General features: G+C 51.8%; 15 protein-coding genes. 9 read left to right on the top strand and 6 right to left on the bottom strand.

Annotated elements, in window-relative coordinates; all coding sequences use genetic code 11:
- Positions 1–42: 42 nt before the first annotated feature.
- On the bottom strand, positions 43–999 hold the full coding sequence (locus EL633_RS13615; RefSeq protein ID WP_126627707.1) for an aryl-sulfate sulfotransferase: 957 nt from the start codon (positions 997–999) through the stop codon (positions 43–45).
- Positions 1,000–1,229: 230 nt separating this feature from the next.
- Here EL633_RS13615 and EL633_RS13610 point away from each other — a divergent pair, with 230 nt between their 5' ends.
- The 3 genes from EL633_RS13610 to cobA are packed head-to-tail and all read left to right on the top strand — an operon-like array spanning position 1,230 to position 4,533.
- Positions 1,230–2,984: an NADPH-dependent assimilatory sulfite reductase hemoprotein subunit gene (locus tag EL633_RS13610; protein WP_126627706.1), complete on the top strand. Its 1,755-nt coding sequence runs from the start codon at positions 1,230–1,232 to the stop codon at positions 2,982–2,984.
- 6 nt (positions 2,985–2,990) lie between these two features.
- Positions 2,991–3,701 carry a precorrin-2 dehydrogenase/sirohydrochlorin ferrochelatase family protein gene (locus EL633_RS13605; RefSeq protein ID WP_126627705.1) on the top strand — a complete coding sequence of 237 codons (711 nt, stop codon included), beginning with the start codon at positions 2,991–2,993 and terminating at the stop codon, positions 3,699–3,701.
- Positions 3,685–4,533, top strand: coding sequence for a uroporphyrinogen-III C-methyltransferase (gene cobA, locus EL633_RS13600; protein ID WP_126627704.1), 849 nt, complete (start codon positions 3,685–3,687; stop codon positions 4,531–4,533). Before EL633_RS13605 ends, cobA begins: the two co-directional genes overlap by 17 nt.
- A gap of 243 nt (positions 4,534–4,776) precedes the next feature.
- Here the strand turns inward: cobA and EL633_RS13595 are convergent, their stop codons facing one another.
- A complete protein-coding gene (locus EL633_RS13595; RefSeq protein ID WP_126627703.1) occupies positions 4,777–6,009 on the bottom strand; it encodes an MFS transporter in 1,233 nt (410 codons plus the stop codon).
- A 366-nt stretch (positions 6,010–6,375) separates the two neighbouring features.
- On the opposite strand from EL633_RS13595, the gene EL633_RS13590 reads away from it, so the two are divergent.
- Positions 6,376–7,020, top strand: a complete 645-nt coding sequence (locus EL633_RS13590; protein WP_161982130.1) for a CGNR zinc finger domain-containing protein — start codon at positions 6,376–6,378, stop codon at positions 7,018–7,020.
- A gap of 85 nt (positions 7,021–7,105) precedes the next feature.
- Here EL633_RS13590 and EL633_RS13585 read toward each other — a convergent pair whose 3' ends face one another.
- Positions 7,106–7,567 (bottom strand): nuclear transport factor 2 family protein, encoded by a 462-nt coding sequence (locus tag EL633_RS13585; protein ID WP_126627701.1) that lies wholly within the window; start codon positions 7,565–7,567, stop codon positions 7,106–7,108.
- A gap of 292 nt (positions 7,568–7,859) precedes the next feature.
- On the opposite strand from EL633_RS13585, the gene EL633_RS13580 reads away from it, so the two are divergent.
- The 5 genes from EL633_RS13580 (at position 7,860) to EL633_RS13560 (ending at position 13,599) form a co-directional block, all read left to right on the top strand.
- Positions 7,860–8,084: a hypothetical protein gene (locus EL633_RS13580; protein ID WP_126627700.1), complete on the top strand. Its 225-nt coding sequence runs from the start codon at positions 7,860–7,862 to the stop codon at positions 8,082–8,084.
- A 332-nt stretch (positions 8,085–8,416) separates the two neighbouring features.
- Complete coding sequence (locus EL633_RS13575) at positions 8,417–9,331, top strand: alpha/beta fold hydrolase (protein WP_126627699.1); 915 nt, start codon at positions 8,417–8,419, stop codon at positions 9,329–9,331.
- A gap of 15 nt (positions 9,332–9,346) precedes the next feature.
- Entirely contained in the window at positions 9,347–10,648 is a 1,302-nt protein-coding gene (locus EL633_RS13570) for a beta-ketoacyl-[acyl-carrier-protein] synthase family protein (protein WP_126627698.1), read from the top strand.
- Entirely contained in the window at positions 10,645–11,895 is a 1,251-nt protein-coding gene (locus tag EL633_RS13565; protein WP_126627697.1) for a beta-ketoacyl-[acyl-carrier-protein] synthase family protein, read from the top strand. Before EL633_RS13570 ends, EL633_RS13565 begins: the two co-directional genes overlap by 4 nt.
- Before the next feature lie 3 nt (positions 11,896–11,898).
- The gene (locus EL633_RS13560) at positions 11,899–13,599 is read left to right on the top strand and encodes an FAD-dependent monooxygenase (RefSeq protein WP_126627696.1); all 1,701 of its coding nucleotides are present in this window, start codon (positions 11,899–11,901) and stop codon (positions 13,597–13,599) included.
- A gap of 327 nt (positions 13,600–13,926) precedes the next feature.
- Here the strand turns inward: EL633_RS13560 and EL633_RS13555 are convergent, their stop codons facing one another.
- The 3 genes from EL633_RS13555 to ung all read right to left on the bottom strand — a co-directional run bounded on the left by EL633_RS13555 (position 13,927) and on the right by ung (position 17,924).
- Complete coding sequence (locus tag EL633_RS13555; protein ID WP_126627695.1) at positions 13,927–15,420, bottom strand: gluconokinase; 1,494 nt, start codon at positions 15,418–15,420, stop codon at positions 13,927–13,929.
- Between the two features lie 39 nt (positions 15,421–15,459).
- Entirely contained in the window at positions 15,460–17,097 is a 1,638-nt protein-coding gene (locus tag EL633_RS13550) for an MFS transporter (protein WP_126627694.1), read from the bottom strand.
- Between the two features lie 149 nt (positions 17,098–17,246).
- Positions 17,247–17,924: a uracil-DNA glycosylase gene (gene ung / locus EL633_RS13545; RefSeq protein WP_126627693.1), complete on the bottom strand. Its 678-nt coding sequence runs from the start codon at positions 17,922–17,924 to the stop codon at positions 17,247–17,249.
- Positions 17,925–18,072 lie beyond the last annotated feature (148 nt).

The raw sequence follows: 18,072 nt of genomic DNA, 5'->3' as shown, positions 1-18,072 counted from the left end.
TGTTTTTCGGCAGTATCCATGCTCATGCTGAAAAGGTGCTAATTACAAGAGCAAAGCTTCATAGAGCCGCCATTCTGGATCAAGCTCTATCTGCCCATAGGGTTTCTCGCCAGAGGTACCGGCACGCAACACAATTCGTGTCTTTTTCCCATCAACCAGCACCCAGAGATCACTACCAGGATCATAGGAACAGTCCTGGAGCCAGTTGGTCTGAGCATCAACCTGGGCCTCGATCGTACCTTTAAGTCCTTTAATATTGACCAGCAGGCCACGGCCACGGCCAGTGTCAGCGATGGTGACATAGTCTTCATTGAGGATACGCACCGAATGGGGATGATCCAGCCCATCAAGCACGACCTGCCAGTTACCGCTCTCGCGATCGATGGCGATAAGCGTGCCCTGATGGAACAGGGTGGCTAGAATGGTGCCGTTGGGCAATTCAGCCACAGAATTGACGTGTGTGGTCTGGGCCAGCGTTCCAAATTTAACACCACGATAATCCTCGCTCTTATTGAGAAAGCGTGGCTCACCATTCGGTGTGTGCTCAAAACCATGTTCCACGGCCCACCAATCCCAGAGGCGCTCACCGCTTTCAGAGAACTCCACAATCACATCCAGACCAGTACTGGCGACCAGGTAGCCGCGCTGGCTGCGTGAGAGCGAGTGAAGCAGATTAAATGATGGCAGGCTGATAGTTTCAGGCTCGACCCGTGATAGATCACGCGAGACACGCTGTACATCATACATGGTAGCAATCAAAAAACCATTGGTGGATGGCACGATCCCGGCCGGCATCGATAGATCCAGCTCGGCCTTGACGTTGCCTGTATCATCGAGTAAACAGAGCAGACCACCCTGATCCTCTTTCGGCTTTTGCAGACTACCCAGGACAGTGACGGGACATTCTGTCTGTGGCTCCTGCTGAGACTGCTGGGATTGTGCCCAGTGATTTTTCAATAAAGAATGTCTGGTCGAGATGCAACTCAGGAGAAAATTCATTATGTTTAGTCCTCACATATTTCAGCGTATTCCAGTGTCCAATAGCTCGAAAAAGGTTGACAGAGTGATCCCCTGGCCTTATATTTAAGTATAACTTCTACTTTGTTGATCTACTATATCAACAAATTGATTAAAAATGCAAGGGATAAATTCGCCATATTTGGCGGTATAAAGCGACTATAAAAGCGTAAAAAAAGTTCTATTGTCGCGCAAATCTCAAAGGAGATGCCATGAGCACACCCGATCAAGATAAGAGCACAACAGAAAAAACTATTTTGGGACTTGGCCCTGGCGAAGGTAGCAAGGTTGAGCATATTAAGATTGAAAGCAATTATCTGCATGGACAGATAGTTGAAGAACTTCAACAGGACACTCCACGCTTCACAGAAGATCAGGTGCAGCTCATTAAGTTCCACGGCATGTACCAGCAGGAGGACCGCGATGCGCGCCAGGCTCGTAAGGCGGCGGGTACCGAGAAGGCGTATCAATTTATGATTCGCTCGCGTATCCCCGGTGGAGCACTGACAGCGGAGCAATATCTGGTCCAGGATGATTTGTCGGAGCGTTATGGTAACCATACGATGCGTATCACGACACGCCAGAGTTTCCAACTCCATGGCATCCTGAAAGGTGATATTCATAGTACGATCCATAGCATCAATGAATCGCTGCTCTCAACACTGGCGGCTTGCGGCGACGTAAACCGCAACGTTATGGCCTGTCCCGCCCCGGTCTCCTCACGTGCGCAGGCACAGATCCAGGATATTGCCCATAAGCTGGCGCTGCACCTGGCTCCAAAGAGTAAGGCCTACCATGAGATCTGGATCGATAATGAGAAGGTCGCATCCAGCGAAGAGGAAGAGGAGACGATCGAGCCAATGTATGGTCAGACCTATCTCCCCCGTAAGTTTAAGATCGGTGTCGCGTATCCTGGCGATAACTGTGTGGATACCTTCACACAGGATATTGGCTTTGTGGCCCGTATCGAGAATGAGGAACTGGTCGGCTTTACAGCTGTTATCGGTGGTGGCATGGGTTCGACCCATGGCAAGAAAGAAACCTTCCCACGCCTGGCTAATCCTTTTGCTGATGTCACTGTTGAGCAGGTCTTACAGGTCGCTGAAACCATTATTACGGTCCAGCGCGACTATGGTGATCGCACCAACCGCCGCCACGCACGAATGAAATATGTGGTGGAAGAGCGCGGTATCCCCTGGTTCCGCCAGCAGGTCGAGGAGCGCCTGGGCTATACGCTAAGCGATCCAAGCGAAGTACATTTCCATGATGTGGATCATCATCTTGGCTGGCATGAGCAGGCAGACGGCAACTGGTTCCTGGGTCTGCACATTGAAAATGGACGCTTGAAAGATACTGAGACCCGCCAGTTAAAGACTGGTCTGCGTACTGTGGTTAAAGAGTTCCAACCCAATATCCGTCTGACCGGTCAGCAAAATATCTTACTGGTAGATATTCCTGCGGAACAACGCTCAGCAATCGAGGCACGCTTACAGGAATTCGGGATCGCGACTGATCCTAAAGATGCGGGAGCGTATCGCTATGCTATGGCCTGTCCCGCGCTTCCTACCTGCGGCCTGGCTGTAGCTGAGGCTGAACGCGCCCTACCGGACGTGGTAACTATCCTGGAAAATAATTTGCGCGCATTAGGACTGGATAATGAGAAGCTCAGCTTCCGTATGACTGGCTGTCCCAATGGGTGTGCCCGTCCATATATGGGAGATGTCGGTTTCGTTGGTCGCTCGCGGGATCTCTATAATGTGCATGTGGGTGGCGACTGGTCTAATACACGCCTCAATACCATCTATGCCCAGAATGTGAATGTTAAGGATATCCCGGCTACGCTACAGCCACTATTTGTACTCTGGCATGATGAGCGCCAGGACGGTGAGGGCTTCGGTGATTACTGCCATCGCATCGGCATCGAGCAACTTAAAGAGAGAGCCGCTGAAAAATCTCCCATAGGATAAGTAACGATGCCAAATTACTATCCCATTATGTTGGATGTACGCAATCGCCCGGCCCTGGTGGTCGGCGGCAATAGGGTCGCAGCAGAAAAGGCTGCGGCCCTCAGCGCAGCTGGTGCGCAGGTGACCGTGATGAATGCTGATTTTTGCGAAGAATTGCAGGATATGGCACGGCAGCAACAGGTTACGCTACGTTATAAGGCGTATGCCCATGGAGATCTAAAGGGTGCATTTGTGGTGGTGGCGGCAGCAACCTATGAGCCTGAACTGGCCAAAGCAATCTGGCAGGAAGGCCAGCAAAACGGCCAGCTGGTCAATATCGTGGATGTACCATCCCTCTGTAATTTTATTGTACCTTCTATCCTGCGCCGTGGCCAACTAACGATCGCCGTCTCCACCGAAGGTTCCAGTCCCGCGCTAGCCAAACGGATTCGGCAACGGCTGGAAGATATATTTCCCTCTGCCTACGAAGGCTATATGCGCCTGGCAACGATTGTACGTGCCTATCTACGCAAGCATGGCCTTTCCTATGATGAGCGGGATGCCTTCTTCGGCGATTTTTTCACCTCTGATATTCTTAACTTACTGATCGAACACGATGAGATCGAGGCGCTCGCCACCACTGTCCGCTTACTCCGTCGCTATAATGTCGAGATCTCCGTATCAAGCATTATCCATGATATGAAAGAGGCAGAGTTACACCATGAGAGTTCCCGCTGAGTCTGACAGCCAGACCGACAAAACCAATATAGCTGAAAATACGACGAGCTCTGCCAGGGCCGCATCCCATCCCGGTACCGTGTATTTAATTGGAGCCGGCCCCGGTGATCCTGAACTGATGACGGTAAAGGGACTACGCTATCTACGTAGCGCCGATGTTGTGCTCTATGATCGCCTGATCAACACAGACTTATTACAAGAGGCCCGACCCGATGCCACCTTAATCTATGTAGGCAAGGGTCCTGGCTGCCATACCATGCCACAGGAAGAGATCAACACGATTCTGGTCAGCCATGCGCAACAAGGATTAACGGTGGCACGCTTGAAAGGCGGCGATCCATTTGTCTTTGGACGTGGCGGTGAAGAGGCGCTGGCACTGGTAGAGGCCCACATTCCCTATGAAATTGTACCCGGCATCACATCAGCCATAGCCGTACCAGCCTACGCAGGCATCCCGGTCACCCATCGCGACTATACCACCTCTTTCACCGTCATCACCGGTCATAAAGGGCGTACAGCCTCTCCCGCAGTAAACTGGGAGGCGCTGGCCGCGCTGGATGGTACACTGGTGGTACTGATGGGTGTCAAGGCGCTTCCAGATGTCACGCGACGCCTGATCGCTGGTGGACTTGATCCCGCGACTCCCGCGGCGGTTATTCAAGAAGGAACCACACCACAGCAGCGCGTGATTTCAGGTTCCCTTCAAGAGATTGCCGAGAAAGCCGCGGCCGCCAACTTTTCTTCACCCGCCCTGACCGTGATCGGTTCGGTGGTTAACGTCGGCGAAGCACTGGCCTGGTATCAAAACAGCCAGCTAGCCCGGGAAGCATAAAAAATATTGCCTGCTTACTCGCTAATTACTTGATCTATATGGTACACTAATAGGATAGTGCACAGGTCCTATTACAGCGTTGTAATAGGGCCTGTGCCTTTACCCCACATGTTTACTCTCAGCAATATGTGAAAAATCACCTGTCTCATGCGTCTTAAGTTCTTGTTCTTAAGTCGTGACACGATCTCCTTCCTTTGTCATGACCACGTTGCGGCGAGGTTGACGCTTTCATTGAACCTTGCCTCAGGAATTTTGTGCTGCGATGTGGGTATGCAGTGGTAAGAGCAGACCAAGAAAGATGATAACAGTGGCGGCGAAGGCGAGTGGTAAAAAAACAATCGCCGGAACACTGGTCAGGTCCCAGAGCCAGCCTCCGATGAATGGTCCCAGAAATGAGAAGAGATAACCCACCATCAGCATTGTCCCTGTCCACGCAGCAACCTTCTCCTGCTTCGCCAGGAGCGCGGGTAAAGCAATAGACAGCGTAAAGAGAAGGATAGTCGTACCTCCAATTAAGGCAGCCCAGACGGGCTCTAAAAAGGCTGGTGTCCAGATCCAGCCAGCCAGGGCGATCAAACAAAGCACGGCACAAACCACAAATGGCTGACGCCGCCCAACCAGTTTGTGAGCGAAAAAGGTGGCACCCAGACTAACAGGAAGTTGGGCCGCGTTCAAGGCACCCAGAGCCAGCCACGTGAGATTGGAAGCATGGACAGCCTGATTATAGGAGGCAATCCAGGCATTGGTACCGAAGTAGATGAGTTGGGTGCCTCCGATTAGCAGGCCGAGAGTCCAGGGGTTGACTGGAATAAGACTATGGGATACGGGAGGGGGAGAGTCAAGAGATCTAACGCTTTCGCTGCGCTGTTCCGGCTGATTGGCAGGCGCCAGCCAGAGCCAGAAGATAAGGGCAATCACGATGGGAATGCTCCAGAAGACAAAGCTGCTGCCCCAGGCATTTTTTCCCAGCCAGTTATCCATGATCGGGATGGTCAACATAGCACCTAGCGTCTCACCAACGACCACACCATCACTATACAGTGCCGTAGCCAGCCCAATCCGGGTTGAGAACCACTGGCGAATCAGTAAGGGAATCGCGGTCTGTGCGCAGGCGCTCCCCAGGCTGAGTAATGCTGTAAAGCTATAGAGGGGAATGAGCGCGGGCCAGAGCGCACGTAAGTATGTTCCGAGAGCGACCAGCAGAAGGCCAAAGGCAACCATCACACGCCCGCCTAGCTTTCCAATAAGGAGACCAACGGGTATAGATACAACTCCCATTACTAGCGTCGGCAACGAGGTGAGTAAACCAGTCTGGACATAGGAGAGATGGAGATCATGCCTGAGTAAAGGCAAAATGGGCGGGACTCCCAGAAGGGCGGTGCGTAGGTTGAAGCCCACGAACATAAGCAAGCCAAACAAAAGAATCGAAGGCCAGGATCTTCTCTTCGCGGTATCTATCTCTCGCTTCTTACGCATAAACACTCCTTATCAAATACTGGCTTCATATATATCTTTGAGTGTGTTTGATTCGCCTGCAATCCATGTCCTGCTTAGCATCTTTTTCGCGCCTTTGGCGCTCCAAGGGTTTTACGTGTGGTGTCAAATGTTGCGCAATACGCAACATTTGACACCACACGTAAAAGAAGCATGGGCCCTTCAGAGCCCGAGTGCGGCTAGCTGCACGCTCCTCGATGAGAGTGAGAAACAAACACTATCTTTGATATATAATGAGTAATGTGACTTTTAGTCATTAATAGAATATCATCTGGTTTTTAATAAGTCAAAGCCATTTTGGTCATTATAATTTTAAGAAATATGGAGATAAAGGAAAGGAGAGTCCTGATGAGTGGAGTCAAACATGCGGGAACACTGGAACTAAGAGGGGAAAGGCTGTGCCTGGACTTTGCCAATACGGTTGGCTGGCATGCTTCTGATCATCCGCAGGAATGGCTGCTCAGTTATACAGATCTTCTCAATTGGAGTCTGCACGCTGGGATTATTACTGAGCAACAAAATGAGCAACTTCTCCAGGATGCCAGGGAGCAGCCATCCCTTACGGAGGGAATTCTCACAAGAGCCATCAACCTGCGCGAGGCGCTCTACCGTATTTTTTCCTATGTTGTGCAAGGTCATGCTCCGAAGAGTGAGGATCTTGCGATTTTACAGGAAGCATATATAGAAGCCATAAGCCATGCTCATATTGTGCCAAAGGACGATAGTTTCACTTTTAGCTGGCAACACAACGAGCATGCACTTGACTTCCCTCTCTGGTCGATCGCACATTCGGGAAGGGAGTTATTGCTCTCTCCGGAACTGCGGCGCGTGAAAGAGTGTCCCGGAGATGGCTGTGGATGGCTGTTTCTTGATAAGAGTCGCAATCAAAGTCGGCGCTGGTGTAATGGACAAGACTGCGGCAATCGCGTCAGAGTGCGTCAACACTATCAGCGCCGCGTGGCTGCCACCAGTCAAACAGATGATATATTATAATAGACACAATACGGCACGCCCTTGCGACTCGCTGAGGTTAAAAGTAGTAGCTGCAAGGGCTAGGATGCGTGCTCGTTTCGCGGTTCTAGAAGCGTACGGGTAGCAGCCAGCGGAGTGGGGGAAGGATCTGCTGGATAACGGCGAGATGATCGTAGTATCCGCGCTGACTACGGATGCGTCCGTCTTCAATCATGAAGACACTGACACCATCGACATGGAAGGGACGCGAGAGCCAGTTAAGCCAGGTGCGCTTGCCCGGTACAGGACTACGTCCGTGGGTGGTCCAGGTGACCACGGCACGTTGATCGGTGACGACGATATATTCACTGGGAGTGTAGGTAATGGTGGGCATGGTGCTAAAACGTTGAGTAAACCAGGCTTCAATGGCTTTCTCTCCGTGGCGCGGATATTTCATACCGGCATCATTGAGTTCGGCATCTTCATGATAGAACGAAACAATGCTCGCTACATCGTGGGCATTGAAAGCGGCAATCCATTTACCAGGTAACGAAGAGATAAGCTCTGGCTGACGCTCATTGATCGACATTATGGTTTCTTCCTCTCAACTATTTTATTACGGCTTATACTAAGTGTAGTTTTCCATTTTTGCTGAGAAACTTTCAGGTTAAAATAGACGTATCTAATAAGAGTCTCCCGCCCCTGGGATGGGGATAATCATGGGTAGAAAATGGCCCGGGGTCATTATTCAGGATGCGTGTTTTTTGACCCTATTTCTAGTAACGAAGGACTTTGATCGGTGGAAGGGATTTCCTGAAATTGTGTCTGGATAAGCTAAGCTCTAGCTGACTTACTATCTGGTTGCATAAAGGAGAGATGTGATGAGTGCTAAAGACGATAAGATGAAAAAGGTGGAAGTAGAGCCTATCTCTGGTAAAGAGAAGCAGGCTGAAAAAAAAGAACTGATGGAGGCGGCCAAAAAGGCCAGGGCCGATACCAAAGTTAAAGATGAACTTGACGATGTCGAGACTATTTCCAAGGAACAGGCCCAGAAGGAAATCCAGCAGGCAGCCCAGAAGGTAAAGAACGCGGGAAAACACAAATAATCAGCAAATCTAACACATCTAGCCAAAAGTACCTGGATCGGTATGAGCAGCACTCAATTCCAGGTACTTTTGTGTTTTCAGAGGTAGCAACTGATTTTTATGTATGGCAATATGATAACCAGAGAATAGGAATAATCTACAAAAAAATCTTTAAGCACAACTACAGAAAAAGAGGTCAACAATTCTTCAGCCAAAATGGTACAGTAGTAAGACAGCACATTCGTTACACCTGAGGGTAGCGCATGCGCAGACTCGCAGGTGTTATTTTTATGCATTATTTGATACCAACTGGCCATGTAGCGCAGTGGGAAAAGTAATCAGGGAGGCAGCTATTGACCACTCAGAAAGATCGCTGGATCGATGATGCAACGTTCCATGAGGATGTAGATTATATAGAATCGCTCTGGCAACAGAGGTCGATTGGTACAATTGAGTTGCCACTGATCGATATTGGCAAAGGGGAGCCGCTGGTCTTTGTTCCGATTCTTGAGCATCTGGAATTTGTCTATTCACGCCAGGTGCGCAAGATGAGCGAGTCACGTCGCGTCATTCTCTATCGACGGCAAGAGATGCGCACGACCCCATTTGGTCCCAATGATCGGGCCGAAGAGCTACGCCAGGTACTGGATGGCCTGGGATTAGAGTGCCCCGACCTGGTCGGACATGGGGACGCCGCGATGGTGCTGTTTGAGTTCGCTTTGCGCTATCCCCAGCGTTGCCGCTCCCTGACAATCATTGCCCAGGGGGCAGATTATCGTATCTCCCCCCATCCTTTTATCTGGTTCTTGCATGAGCTTTTCTACCGCCTCCCGATTGAATATGTGCTGCCAGCCTCATTTTTACGGGCGAATGTCATTAACTATATTATGGCGCATAGTATGGATAATCGCACCTCACCCTCGCTACCTCGTCACTTGATTGAGGAGCAGTTCAACAAAATCTCTCAATGGCCCTTTGTTTATAAATGCTCTGTACTCCCGATCATCCACAATTTTGATATCCGCAAGCGTCTCAGCACGTTAACCATGCCCATTTTACTGATTAATCGCACCGATGACGCGCTCTCACCAGAAGCAAAGACGCGCTGGCTGGCGAAACACTTACCTAATTGTTCCGGCTACCACGTCGTTTCTGGTAGGGAACGTTTCTTTATGTATTCTCGTAACGAGACTGTGACACCATTGATTGAAGCATTTCTCGCCGCTAGGGATACAAGGAGAGGTCCGCTCAAACAGCTACAACAATAATAAAGGGAGAGGCCGATGGATGAAGCCCTATTACAGCCACTACGTCGCGTCGTTATCACCGGCATGGGAGTTATTGCCGCTAACGGCATTGGAAAAGAGTCGTTCTGGCAATCCTGTCTGGCGGGTCGTTCGGGTCTAGGTAAGATTACGCACTTTGATGCTACTGCTTTGCCGTCTCAGGTCGCAGGTGAGGTGGCGGATTTTGATCCGACTATCCTCGGCCTGAGCACCCATGAGATTGAACATATGGATCGTGCAACCCAGTTTGCGCTGGCCGCCGCCAATCAGGCCTTGGAAGATGCGCAGATCTATCCGGACCTGGACGATGAGCAGCGTGAGCGTACAGGTGTGATCATGGGATTGGCATTAGCCTGTTTAGAAGAAGGTGAGCGCCAGTGGACGCGTATGACAGAAAAGGGGACCCGGCATCCCCAACTTGTGCCACAAGAACAACTTCCCGCCACCTTGCTGATGTCTCATGCGGCCGCCAGTAGTATTGCCGCCCACCATCAACTCCATGGTCCCAATCAGGTGATCGCCACCGGTTGTTCGGCGGGCGCAGATGCGATTGGGCAGGCGTTCTGGCATATACAGGAGGGCCAGGCGGATCTGATGCTGGCCGGAGGGACCGATGCGGCGGTGAGCTATGGGGTTATGGATGTTTTTTGTGTGATGGGGGCGCTGAGTACAAAATATAACGAGACACCCACACGCGCCTCACGTCCCTATGATCTGGACCGCGATGGTTTTGTGATGGCCGAGGGGGCTGGAGTACTGCTGTTAGAGGAACGCGAACATGCCCTGGCACGCAAGGCACATATCTACGCTGAGATCCTCGTCTTTGCCTCTAATAGCAACGCCTATCATATGACATCCCTCCCTCCTGAAGGACAACCCTTGCAGCAATTATTGCGCCAAACCCTGGCGCAGGCGGAGATAGCGCCGCAACAGCTTGACTATATCAATGCCCATGGGAGTTCAACACCTCCCAATGAGGTGGCGGAGACCGCAGCCTATAAAGCGGTTTTGGGCGAGTATGCAACGCAGATACCGATCAGCGCCACCAAATCAATGATCGGGCATAGCCAGGGGGCGGCCAGCGCGATCGAGACCCTGGTTACGGCCCTGGTACTTAACCATCAGCAAATTCCACCCACCATCAATCAGGAGCATGTTGATCCTCGTTGTGATCTGGACTATGTTCCCAATACTGCCCGCTCGGCCACTGTCAAGATAGCATTGACGCACTCGAGTGGCTTTGGAGGAGTGAATAGTGCGTTGCTGCTCGCACAAGCAGACTGGAACGAGAGCGAATGAAACAGATACAACAAAGACGAGTGGTGATCACTGGTCTGGGTGTTGTTGCACCCAATGGCATCGGTAAGAATGCCTTCTGGCAGGCCAATATGGCTGGACGCTCTGGCGTTATCCGGCTTCCACAGGAGCATGAGTTGCCGATTCAGGTAGCGGGCGTGGTTCAGAATTTCCTGGTTGAGGATTATATCGAGCGTAAACTGGCTAATCGCTCAGATCGCATGACACATTTTGCCTTTGCGGCCATCCAGGAGGCACTGGCGGATGCGCAATTGTCACTGACACAGGAGAATCCACAACGTGTCGGGGCAGTGATCGCCAATACGATGGGTGGCGTGAACTATGTGCTTGAACAGTTACAGGCTTTATATACGCGTGGTCCACGCTTTATGAGCGCGTATACCGCCATAGCCTGGCTGCACGTAGCCACGATTGGTCAGACAGCGATCCGCCATAGTATACAAGGCTACTGTAAAACGCCCGTCAATGATACCGTAGGCGGTCTGGACGCGCTGGGAATGGCCTATGGAGCTATTCGCCGTGGCGCCGCCGATGTGATTATCTCCGGTGGCTGCGAGGCTTTTCTCAATCCTTTTATCCTGCTCATCCTCTCCCAACAGGGCCAATATGTAACTGGCACCGATCTCTCCGGCTATCGCCCCTTTGATCAACGCGCCTCAGGACTGGTACTGGCCGAGGGGGCAGGCATCTGTATTTTAGAGGAGTATCAACATGCCCTGGATCGTGGGGCCACTATCTATGGCGAGATTACGGGCTATGGTCAGAGCAATGATGCGCATGGTCTTCTTCCTCCATCCTCAAATGGCACACGCTATGCCCGGGCGCTCTGCCAGGCGATCCAATCCGGCCAGATGACACCAGACGATGTGAACTATCTTAGTCTGGATGGACGGGCCTGGCCTGAATCGGATCAGGGAGAGTTCGATGGACTGCGGCAGGTCTTTGGACCACGCCTCCCGCAAATTCCGGCCAGTGTGCCGCGTACCATGTTTGGACATAGCTATGCGGCGGCCGGCGCGATTGATACGATTACCACATTGCTGGCCCTCAAGTATGGTCGCATTCCTCCCACCATCAATTGTGATCATCCTGACACCAGCTATGAACTCAATCTGGTACGCGATAAGCCCTTATCGCTGACCGCCTCCAGAGATCAACAGGTCGCGCTGGTCGGTGGACGTGGCACAGGTGGTACTAACGTGGCGCTGGCACTCAGGCGGGAGAGATAAAAGGTGCGCGTTGCTATTGTGGGAGCCGGACCAACCGGACTATTGGCCGCCAACCTGCTGGGACAGGCTGGTATTGAGACAGTGCTACTTGAGCGTAATCCTGGCCTGACAGATCATCCTCGGGCCATTACTATCGATGATGAAGGATTACGGATCTGCCAGGCAATTGGACTGGTCGAGGAGATTTGTGGGCATGCCTTGCTGAATCGGGCGGCCCACTATGTTTCACGTGGTCGCTACCTGGTCAAGATAGCGCCCGCGCAACACCCCTATGGCTATCCACAGATCTCGACCTTCCACCAACCAACCTTTGAAGCGATCCTCCTTAAAGGACTGGCACGCTTCTCCTGTGTCCAGATCCACTTTGAAGTCAACGTCAAAGCACTTGCGTATAATCATCATGGCGTAACACTACAACTTGAAAAACGCGATGGTAGCATAGAAGAGCTAGAGTTTGCCTATGTGCTGGCCTGCGATGGTGGTCGTAGCGCTATTCGCCAGCAATTAGAGATTCCCTTGCGGTCCGTACGCTTCTGGCAACTGCTGGATTTACGCGGGCGTGGCCGTAGATCCAGTAAAAGGTCCAGGCAAGAACGTAGTCAACGCTGGCTGGTCGTCGATACGGTTGATACCATGGCTGCTGCCCCAGCAATTATCTTCTTCTGCAATCCAGCCCGGCCTGCTGTCACGGTGCCTGCCCCCAATGGAGGAAGACGCTGGGAGTTTATGCTCAAACCAGATGAACAGGAGGAAGACCTGCTCTCTGAAGTAGCAATCGCCCACTGTATCCAGCAGGCACTCCACAGCCTCCCCCCAAAAGATCGGACCAGCATATCATCCATGGCCACCAAAACTATACGAAAGACAATGTATACCTTCCACACCACCATCGCCGAGCGCTTTTCAGTCGGCCAGCGTATCTTCTTAATGGGAGATGCCGCCCATCAGATGCCGCCATTCGGTGGACAGGGCATGAATAGCGGTCTACGCGATGCCAGCAATCTATGCTGGAAGCTTCAACTCGTCATCCAGCAGCAAACCACACCACAGATTCTCGCTAGCTATCAGCAGGAACGACTACCGCATGTTATCCAAATGATCATGTTCTCCTCCACACTAGGTAGCCTGATCATGCCCACATGGCAACCGCTAGCAATAGCGCGTGATCTGGTCCTAAATGCTATCCACAGCATCCCCCCACTGCGCCGCCTGCTCACCGACATGGAAGTCAAACCGCAGCCCCACTATCGCTCAGGATTCCTACTCCCCCATGGAGGCCCATGGACCGGCAAACTCATACCACAACCACTCGTCAGCGACAGCGCAGGCCAGCGCCTGCTTCTTGATCAGGTTATGGGCAACGCCTTCTCCATCCTAAGAATATCCGATAATCCAGTCCAGGCATTCGAACCGTTCACACACAAACTCTGGAGCAAACTAGCCACCCAATATATCTGCCTCACCACCACAAAATCTGTAGAGCGCCAATCAAAGAATATAGGAAACATCCATACAATCACCGATGAAAGCGGACAACTCGCTAGCTTGCTCAAACAGCAACCAGACCGCTTCCTCATCGCCCGCCCCGACCACTATTGTATGGGTATCTTTCATATCTCCGAACTCGCCCACGTAGAACAGACACTAATAAAATTACTCGATTACAAACCCGTAAAAATCAAAGAAACAATAAACGAGCAGTAGCGGCAGCCCTCGTGGCTGCGCACGTTCCCCATCGAGCGTAGCCGCTCACACCATGAGCGCACTTTACCCTCCAGCCTCCATTTATGACAACCATCGTCCACCTCCCTCTGTGACCTTATGCCATCCACATTGACGCAGGTGAAGGTGGACGATGGTTGTCATTGAGCGGGGCTTGGAGGAGGGTGAGCGTATGGTGCTTGCTAGCTACGCTCGTAAAGGGAGGTGAGCAGCCACGAGGGCTGCCGCTACTGCTCGTTTATTTATTATTGCATGTAATGGGGGTATACCGGGCCATTTGTGGGAAAATGGTCCGGTATGGGATGTTTGTTAGTCGGCGAGGAGGCGTTGGTAGAGGTCGTCCTGGCGGGCGACGGCTTTGCGGTAGATTTTGCCGTCGTTGGAATTGGGTTGGGTGGCGTCTTTGATTACGGGTTCGACGGAGGCAACGTGGGGGATGGCGTTGAGGGCTTCCAGGGCGAGGAGGGCGACTCCACGGGCGGAGGCTTCTTGCTCACGCGAAGGGTAGATGGTGGTGTCGAGGGTGTCGGCGACGATTTGTCGTAGGAGATGAGAGTGGAAGAGCACTCCTCCACTGGCCATGAGATGGTGATCGGCTGGCTTCATGTCGAGGGCTTTCAGGAGTTGGCCGTGGATGACGCTGAGGCGGTAAGCCAGGGCTTCCATGCCGGCACGCAATATCTCTGCGGGCGTGCTGTGATTGGAGAGACCAGAGATGGTCATACGGGCCTCTGCGTGCCAGCCGATGCTGCGCTCACCTGAGAGGAAGGGTAAAATGGTGAGTCCATGGCTATCGGGCTTGACGGCGGCGGCCAGGGGCTCGGCATCTGCCAGGGCCGGTAGTTTGAAGGAGTCTGTGAGCCAGGCCAGCAGGTTGCCGCCTTCACTCATTGCTCCCCCTAAAACGGCACGCTTCTCGTCGATATAGTATTGCCAGAGGCCTAATGGCGGGGCTGAAATACGATCGGGGGCGACCACAACGCGAATGGCACTGGAGGTACCCATGGTCAGGGACCAATTTTTGGCGGCGACACAATTGGTACCGATACAGGCAGAGGCACCATCACCGATGGCCGCATACCAGGGCACGGCATTCAGAGCAGGCCAGCGTTTAGCATAATCCCCTTGCAGACCCTGGATAGCATCCTTAAAATCACCAATCTTCGGCAGTTGCTCGGGCTGTACTTCCAGCGCCTTCATTAATTCTGGATCCCATTGCCGCGTCTTGATAGCTAACATACCAGTGGCGGATGCCATTGAGAGGCTACAAATAGATTTGCCCAGTAGTTTGCGGTGCAGATACTCACCAAAGGAGATCCATTGCTTGACGCGTTTAAAGACCTGAGACTGGTTCTGCGCAAGCCAGCGTAACTTGGCGGGCCAGTAACTGGCGTGGAAGCGGACGCCCACACGGTCGTGTACCGTCTTCTCATCAAACTGCTTGCGCAACTCACGGGCCGTCCCGAAGGCGCGGGTGTCCTCCCAGGTAATCACGGGAGTCAATGCCTGATTATGTTCATCAACTCCCAGTAAGCTATGCCAGAAAGTATCGATGGCCACCGCGCCAATGGGAGCAGATAGCTTTCCGGCCTTTTTTAAGACTTCATCGATGGTCTGGCCCACCACATCAACCAGATGGTCGGCATCAACCGAGACTTCCCCCTCACTCGATGTGGTCAGTTGATAGGTCAGTTGTGAAACCATGTCCGGGATAGCTTTGCCTGTGTTATCAAATAGCAAGGCTCGGGTTGAGGATGTACCGACATCCAGAGATAGAATCGAAATGGATTGTGTATCTGCCATCAAAAAACTCTCCTACACAACAAACGTAGAACAACAGTGTCAGGATTTCGGGCTACTCCCTGCTACAGGTGCATCCTTATCCGAAGGTGAAACGACTTCACTATGGGCATACGTTAGTGTACAACCATTGTCCCCACATTGTCGCTCTTGTTTGGCTTTCAGGATAGCTTTGCGCTTTGAAGGTACGGTCAGGGCCGCACAGATAGCACTAATAAAGGCGAGTCCGGCCGAGATGATCGCGGCAACACGGAAACTGCTAATAAAGGATTCCGAGATATCTTGCTGCAGGCGGGCGCGCATAGACGCATCTACACTGGTAGGCACGACGGCATCGGCCAGTTTGGGTCGCTCATTATCCAACAAATGACTGGTAGCCGCCGGTACATTCTGGCTAGCCAGACGATTATCCAGCGCAAGGTTGAAGGATGATAGCACGATCAGTCCAAAGACGGCGATGGCCAGCAGTCCAGCCACACGCGCCACGGCATTATTGACGCCAGAGGCGGTACCAGCATATTTGTCTTCGACCGCACCCATAACGGTTGTGGTTAGCGGGGCCACCGTAACCGACATACCCAGACCTAACACCACAATAGCCGGAAAGTAAGTGGTCCAGTAGCTACCACCAATACCAGGAATAGCAAACAAGATATAGCCCAGTCCAACAAGAATTGGTCCAATCACCAGAGGGAGTCGTGCCCCATAACGAGCGACGAGTCCACCAGACCAGCGAGAAAGTGAGAACATAAGGATTGTAAAGGGTAGCAGGGCCGAACCAGCAAAGGTAGGCGAGTAGCCCTGAACACGAATCAGATTGAAGGGTAAGAAGTAGAACAAGGCTCCCAGGGCTGCATAGAGGAAGAAGGTTAACAGGTTGGTGCCGCTAAAGGAACGAGACTTAAACAGTTGTAAGGGCATCATTGGAGCACGACTACGGCGCTCAACCAGGATAAAGGCGACCAGGGACGCAATACCAATCAGCACACACCCAATCACAATAGGACTGGTGATGCCATAGGTGTTGGCTTCGATCAACCCAAAGACGAGTAAGCCCAGTCCAAGCGTGGCCAGGATAGCTCCGGCTAGATCCAGGTGGCGCTCGGCTTCCTCACCGCGACTCTCTGGGACGAAGAAGAAGAGTACGATCAGCACAATCACAGCCAACGGAATATTGATAAAGAAGACCCAGCGCCAGGAGGCATATTGGACAAGCCAGCCACCAATGACGGGTCCAAGGGCTGAGGTAATAGCCGAGAAGGCAGACCAGAGTCCAATAGCTTTGCCACGATCCGCTTCATTAAAGGAGGCACGCAGAATAGCCAGGCTCTCAGGCGTCAACAATGCGCCACCAATACCCTGGAAGGCACGAGCTACGATTAACTGGGTAATATCTGTGGTCAGACCACACCAGATCGAGGCGAGCATAAAGATAATAATACCCAGACCAAACATACGCTTACGACCATAAATATCTCCGAGCGAGCCTCCCACCAGAATCAAGGAACCCAGGAAGAGGGAATACGCTTCGACAACCCATTGGACACTGGCGGCACTAGCGTTAAGGTCCCCCTGGAGCCGTGGTAGCGCCACATTCACCACGCTACCATCAATAAAGGCCATACTAGAACCCAGAATAGTTGCCACAAGAATCCAGAAGCCTTTGTTTTTTGGCGTCATGATTTATACTGCTTTCTCTGTCGCAAGATAGGACATAAATAAAAGGTGGGGGATGGATATACATGAGTATTACTTCCATCCCCATATGCTTATATTCTTTACACGTCACATCTTACGGCTGAGATACAAGCCAGTCAATGCCATCTTGCCTAGAGATCCGGTATCTGCCAGTCGATCTCAGCTTTACCGGCGGCCTGTAGAGCCTGATTGATTTTGCTAAATGGGCGGCTGCCAAAAAAGCCATTACGCGCCGATAGGGGTGAAGGATGGGCCGACTCGATAATGGTATGGCGGGTCGTATCGATCAGGGCCTTTTTCTTCTGCGCATAACCACCCCACAGCACAAAGACCACCGGACTCTCCTTCGCATTTACCACCTTAATCACATGGTCTGTAAAGGTCTCCCAACCATGATTCTTATGTGAATTCGCCTGGTGGGCCCGTACGGTCAGGACCGCATTGAGCATCAAGATTCCCTGATCCGCCCAGGGCACAAGATATCCGATATTGGGGATGCGGCAGCCCTGGTCTTCACGCAGCTCCTTAAACATATTTACCAGAGAAGGAGGTGGCTTGATGCCTGGGCGCACGGAGAAACAGAGGCCGTGAGCCTGATTGTTATCATGATAAGGATCCTGTCCTAACAAGAAAACATTCACGTTATCATAAGGTGCATGCTGAAAGGCTGAAAATACATCCTCCTCTGGCGGGAAAACCTCATGCTTTTGCCGCTCATCATCAACAAACTGCGTTAATTTCCGGAAATATGGTTTTTCAAATTCATCGTTCAGATGCTCATGCCAGCTTTGCGGAATATTTATCTGCATACATTTCCCTTTTAACTCTTATTTTAGAACAACAAGATCTGAGTATCTTTATTATCCTTTACTTCGTTATTATTCTTTCACGAATGGCGTAAAACGGCAATCTATTTGTGGTGGCATGGCCACCTATTTGTGGGCCGCCGCAAGCGGC

The sequence above is a fragment of the Dictyobacter alpinus genome, from assembly GCF_003967575.1.
Taxonomy (GTDB): domain Bacteria; phylum Chloroflexota; class Ktedonobacteria; order Ktedonobacterales; family Ktedonobacteraceae; genus Dictyobacter; species Dictyobacter alpinus.
This window is presented reverse-complemented; position numbering and strand designations above follow the sequence as displayed.

Coding starts and splice junctions, on each gene's coding strand:
- EL633_RS13590 (WP_161982130.1), top strand. CDS start 6,376: ATGAGTGGAGTCAAACATGCGGGAACACTGGAACTAAGAGGGGAAAGG.
- EL633_RS13570 (WP_126627698.1), top strand. CDS start 9,347: ATGGATGAAGCCCTATTACAGCCACTACGTCGCGTCGTTATCACCGGC.
- EL633_RS13610 (WP_126627706.1), top strand. CDS start 1,230: ATGAGCACACCCGATCAAGATAAGAGCACAACAGAAAAAACTATTTTG.
- cobA (WP_126627704.1), top strand. CDS start 3,685: ATGAGAGTTCCCGCTGAGTCTGACAGCCAGACCGACAAAACCAATATA.
- EL633_RS13550 (WP_126627694.1), bottom strand. CDS start 17,097: ATGACGCCAAAAAACAAAGGCTTCTGGATTCTTGTGGCAACTATTCTG.
- EL633_RS13565 (WP_126627697.1), top strand. CDS start 10,645: ATGAAACAGATACAACAAAGACGAGTGGTGATCACTGGTCTGGGTGTT.
- EL633_RS13615 (WP_126627707.1), bottom strand. CDS start 999: ATGAATTTTCTCCTGAGTTGCATCTCGACCAGACATTCTTTATTGAAA.
- ung (WP_126627693.1), bottom strand. CDS start 17,924: ATGCAGATAAATATTCCGCAAAGCTGGCATGAGCATCTGAACGATGAA.
- EL633_RS13555 (WP_126627695.1), bottom strand. CDS start 15,420: ATGGCAGATACACAATCCATTTCGATTCTATCTCTGGATGTCGGTACA.
- EL633_RS13595 (WP_126627703.1), bottom strand. CDS start 6,009: ATGCGTAAGAAGCGAGAGATAGATACCGCGAAGAGAAGATCCTGGCCT.
- EL633_RS13585 (WP_126627701.1), bottom strand. CDS start 7,567: ATGTCGATCAATGAGCGTCAGCCAGAGCTTATCTCTTCGTTACCTGGT.
- EL633_RS13605 (WP_126627705.1), top strand. CDS start 2,991: ATGCCAAATTACTATCCCATTATGTTGGATGTACGCAATCGCCCGGCC.
- EL633_RS13580 (WP_126627700.1), top strand. CDS start 7,860: ATGAGTGCTAAAGACGATAAGATGAAAAAGGTGGAAGTAGAGCCTATC.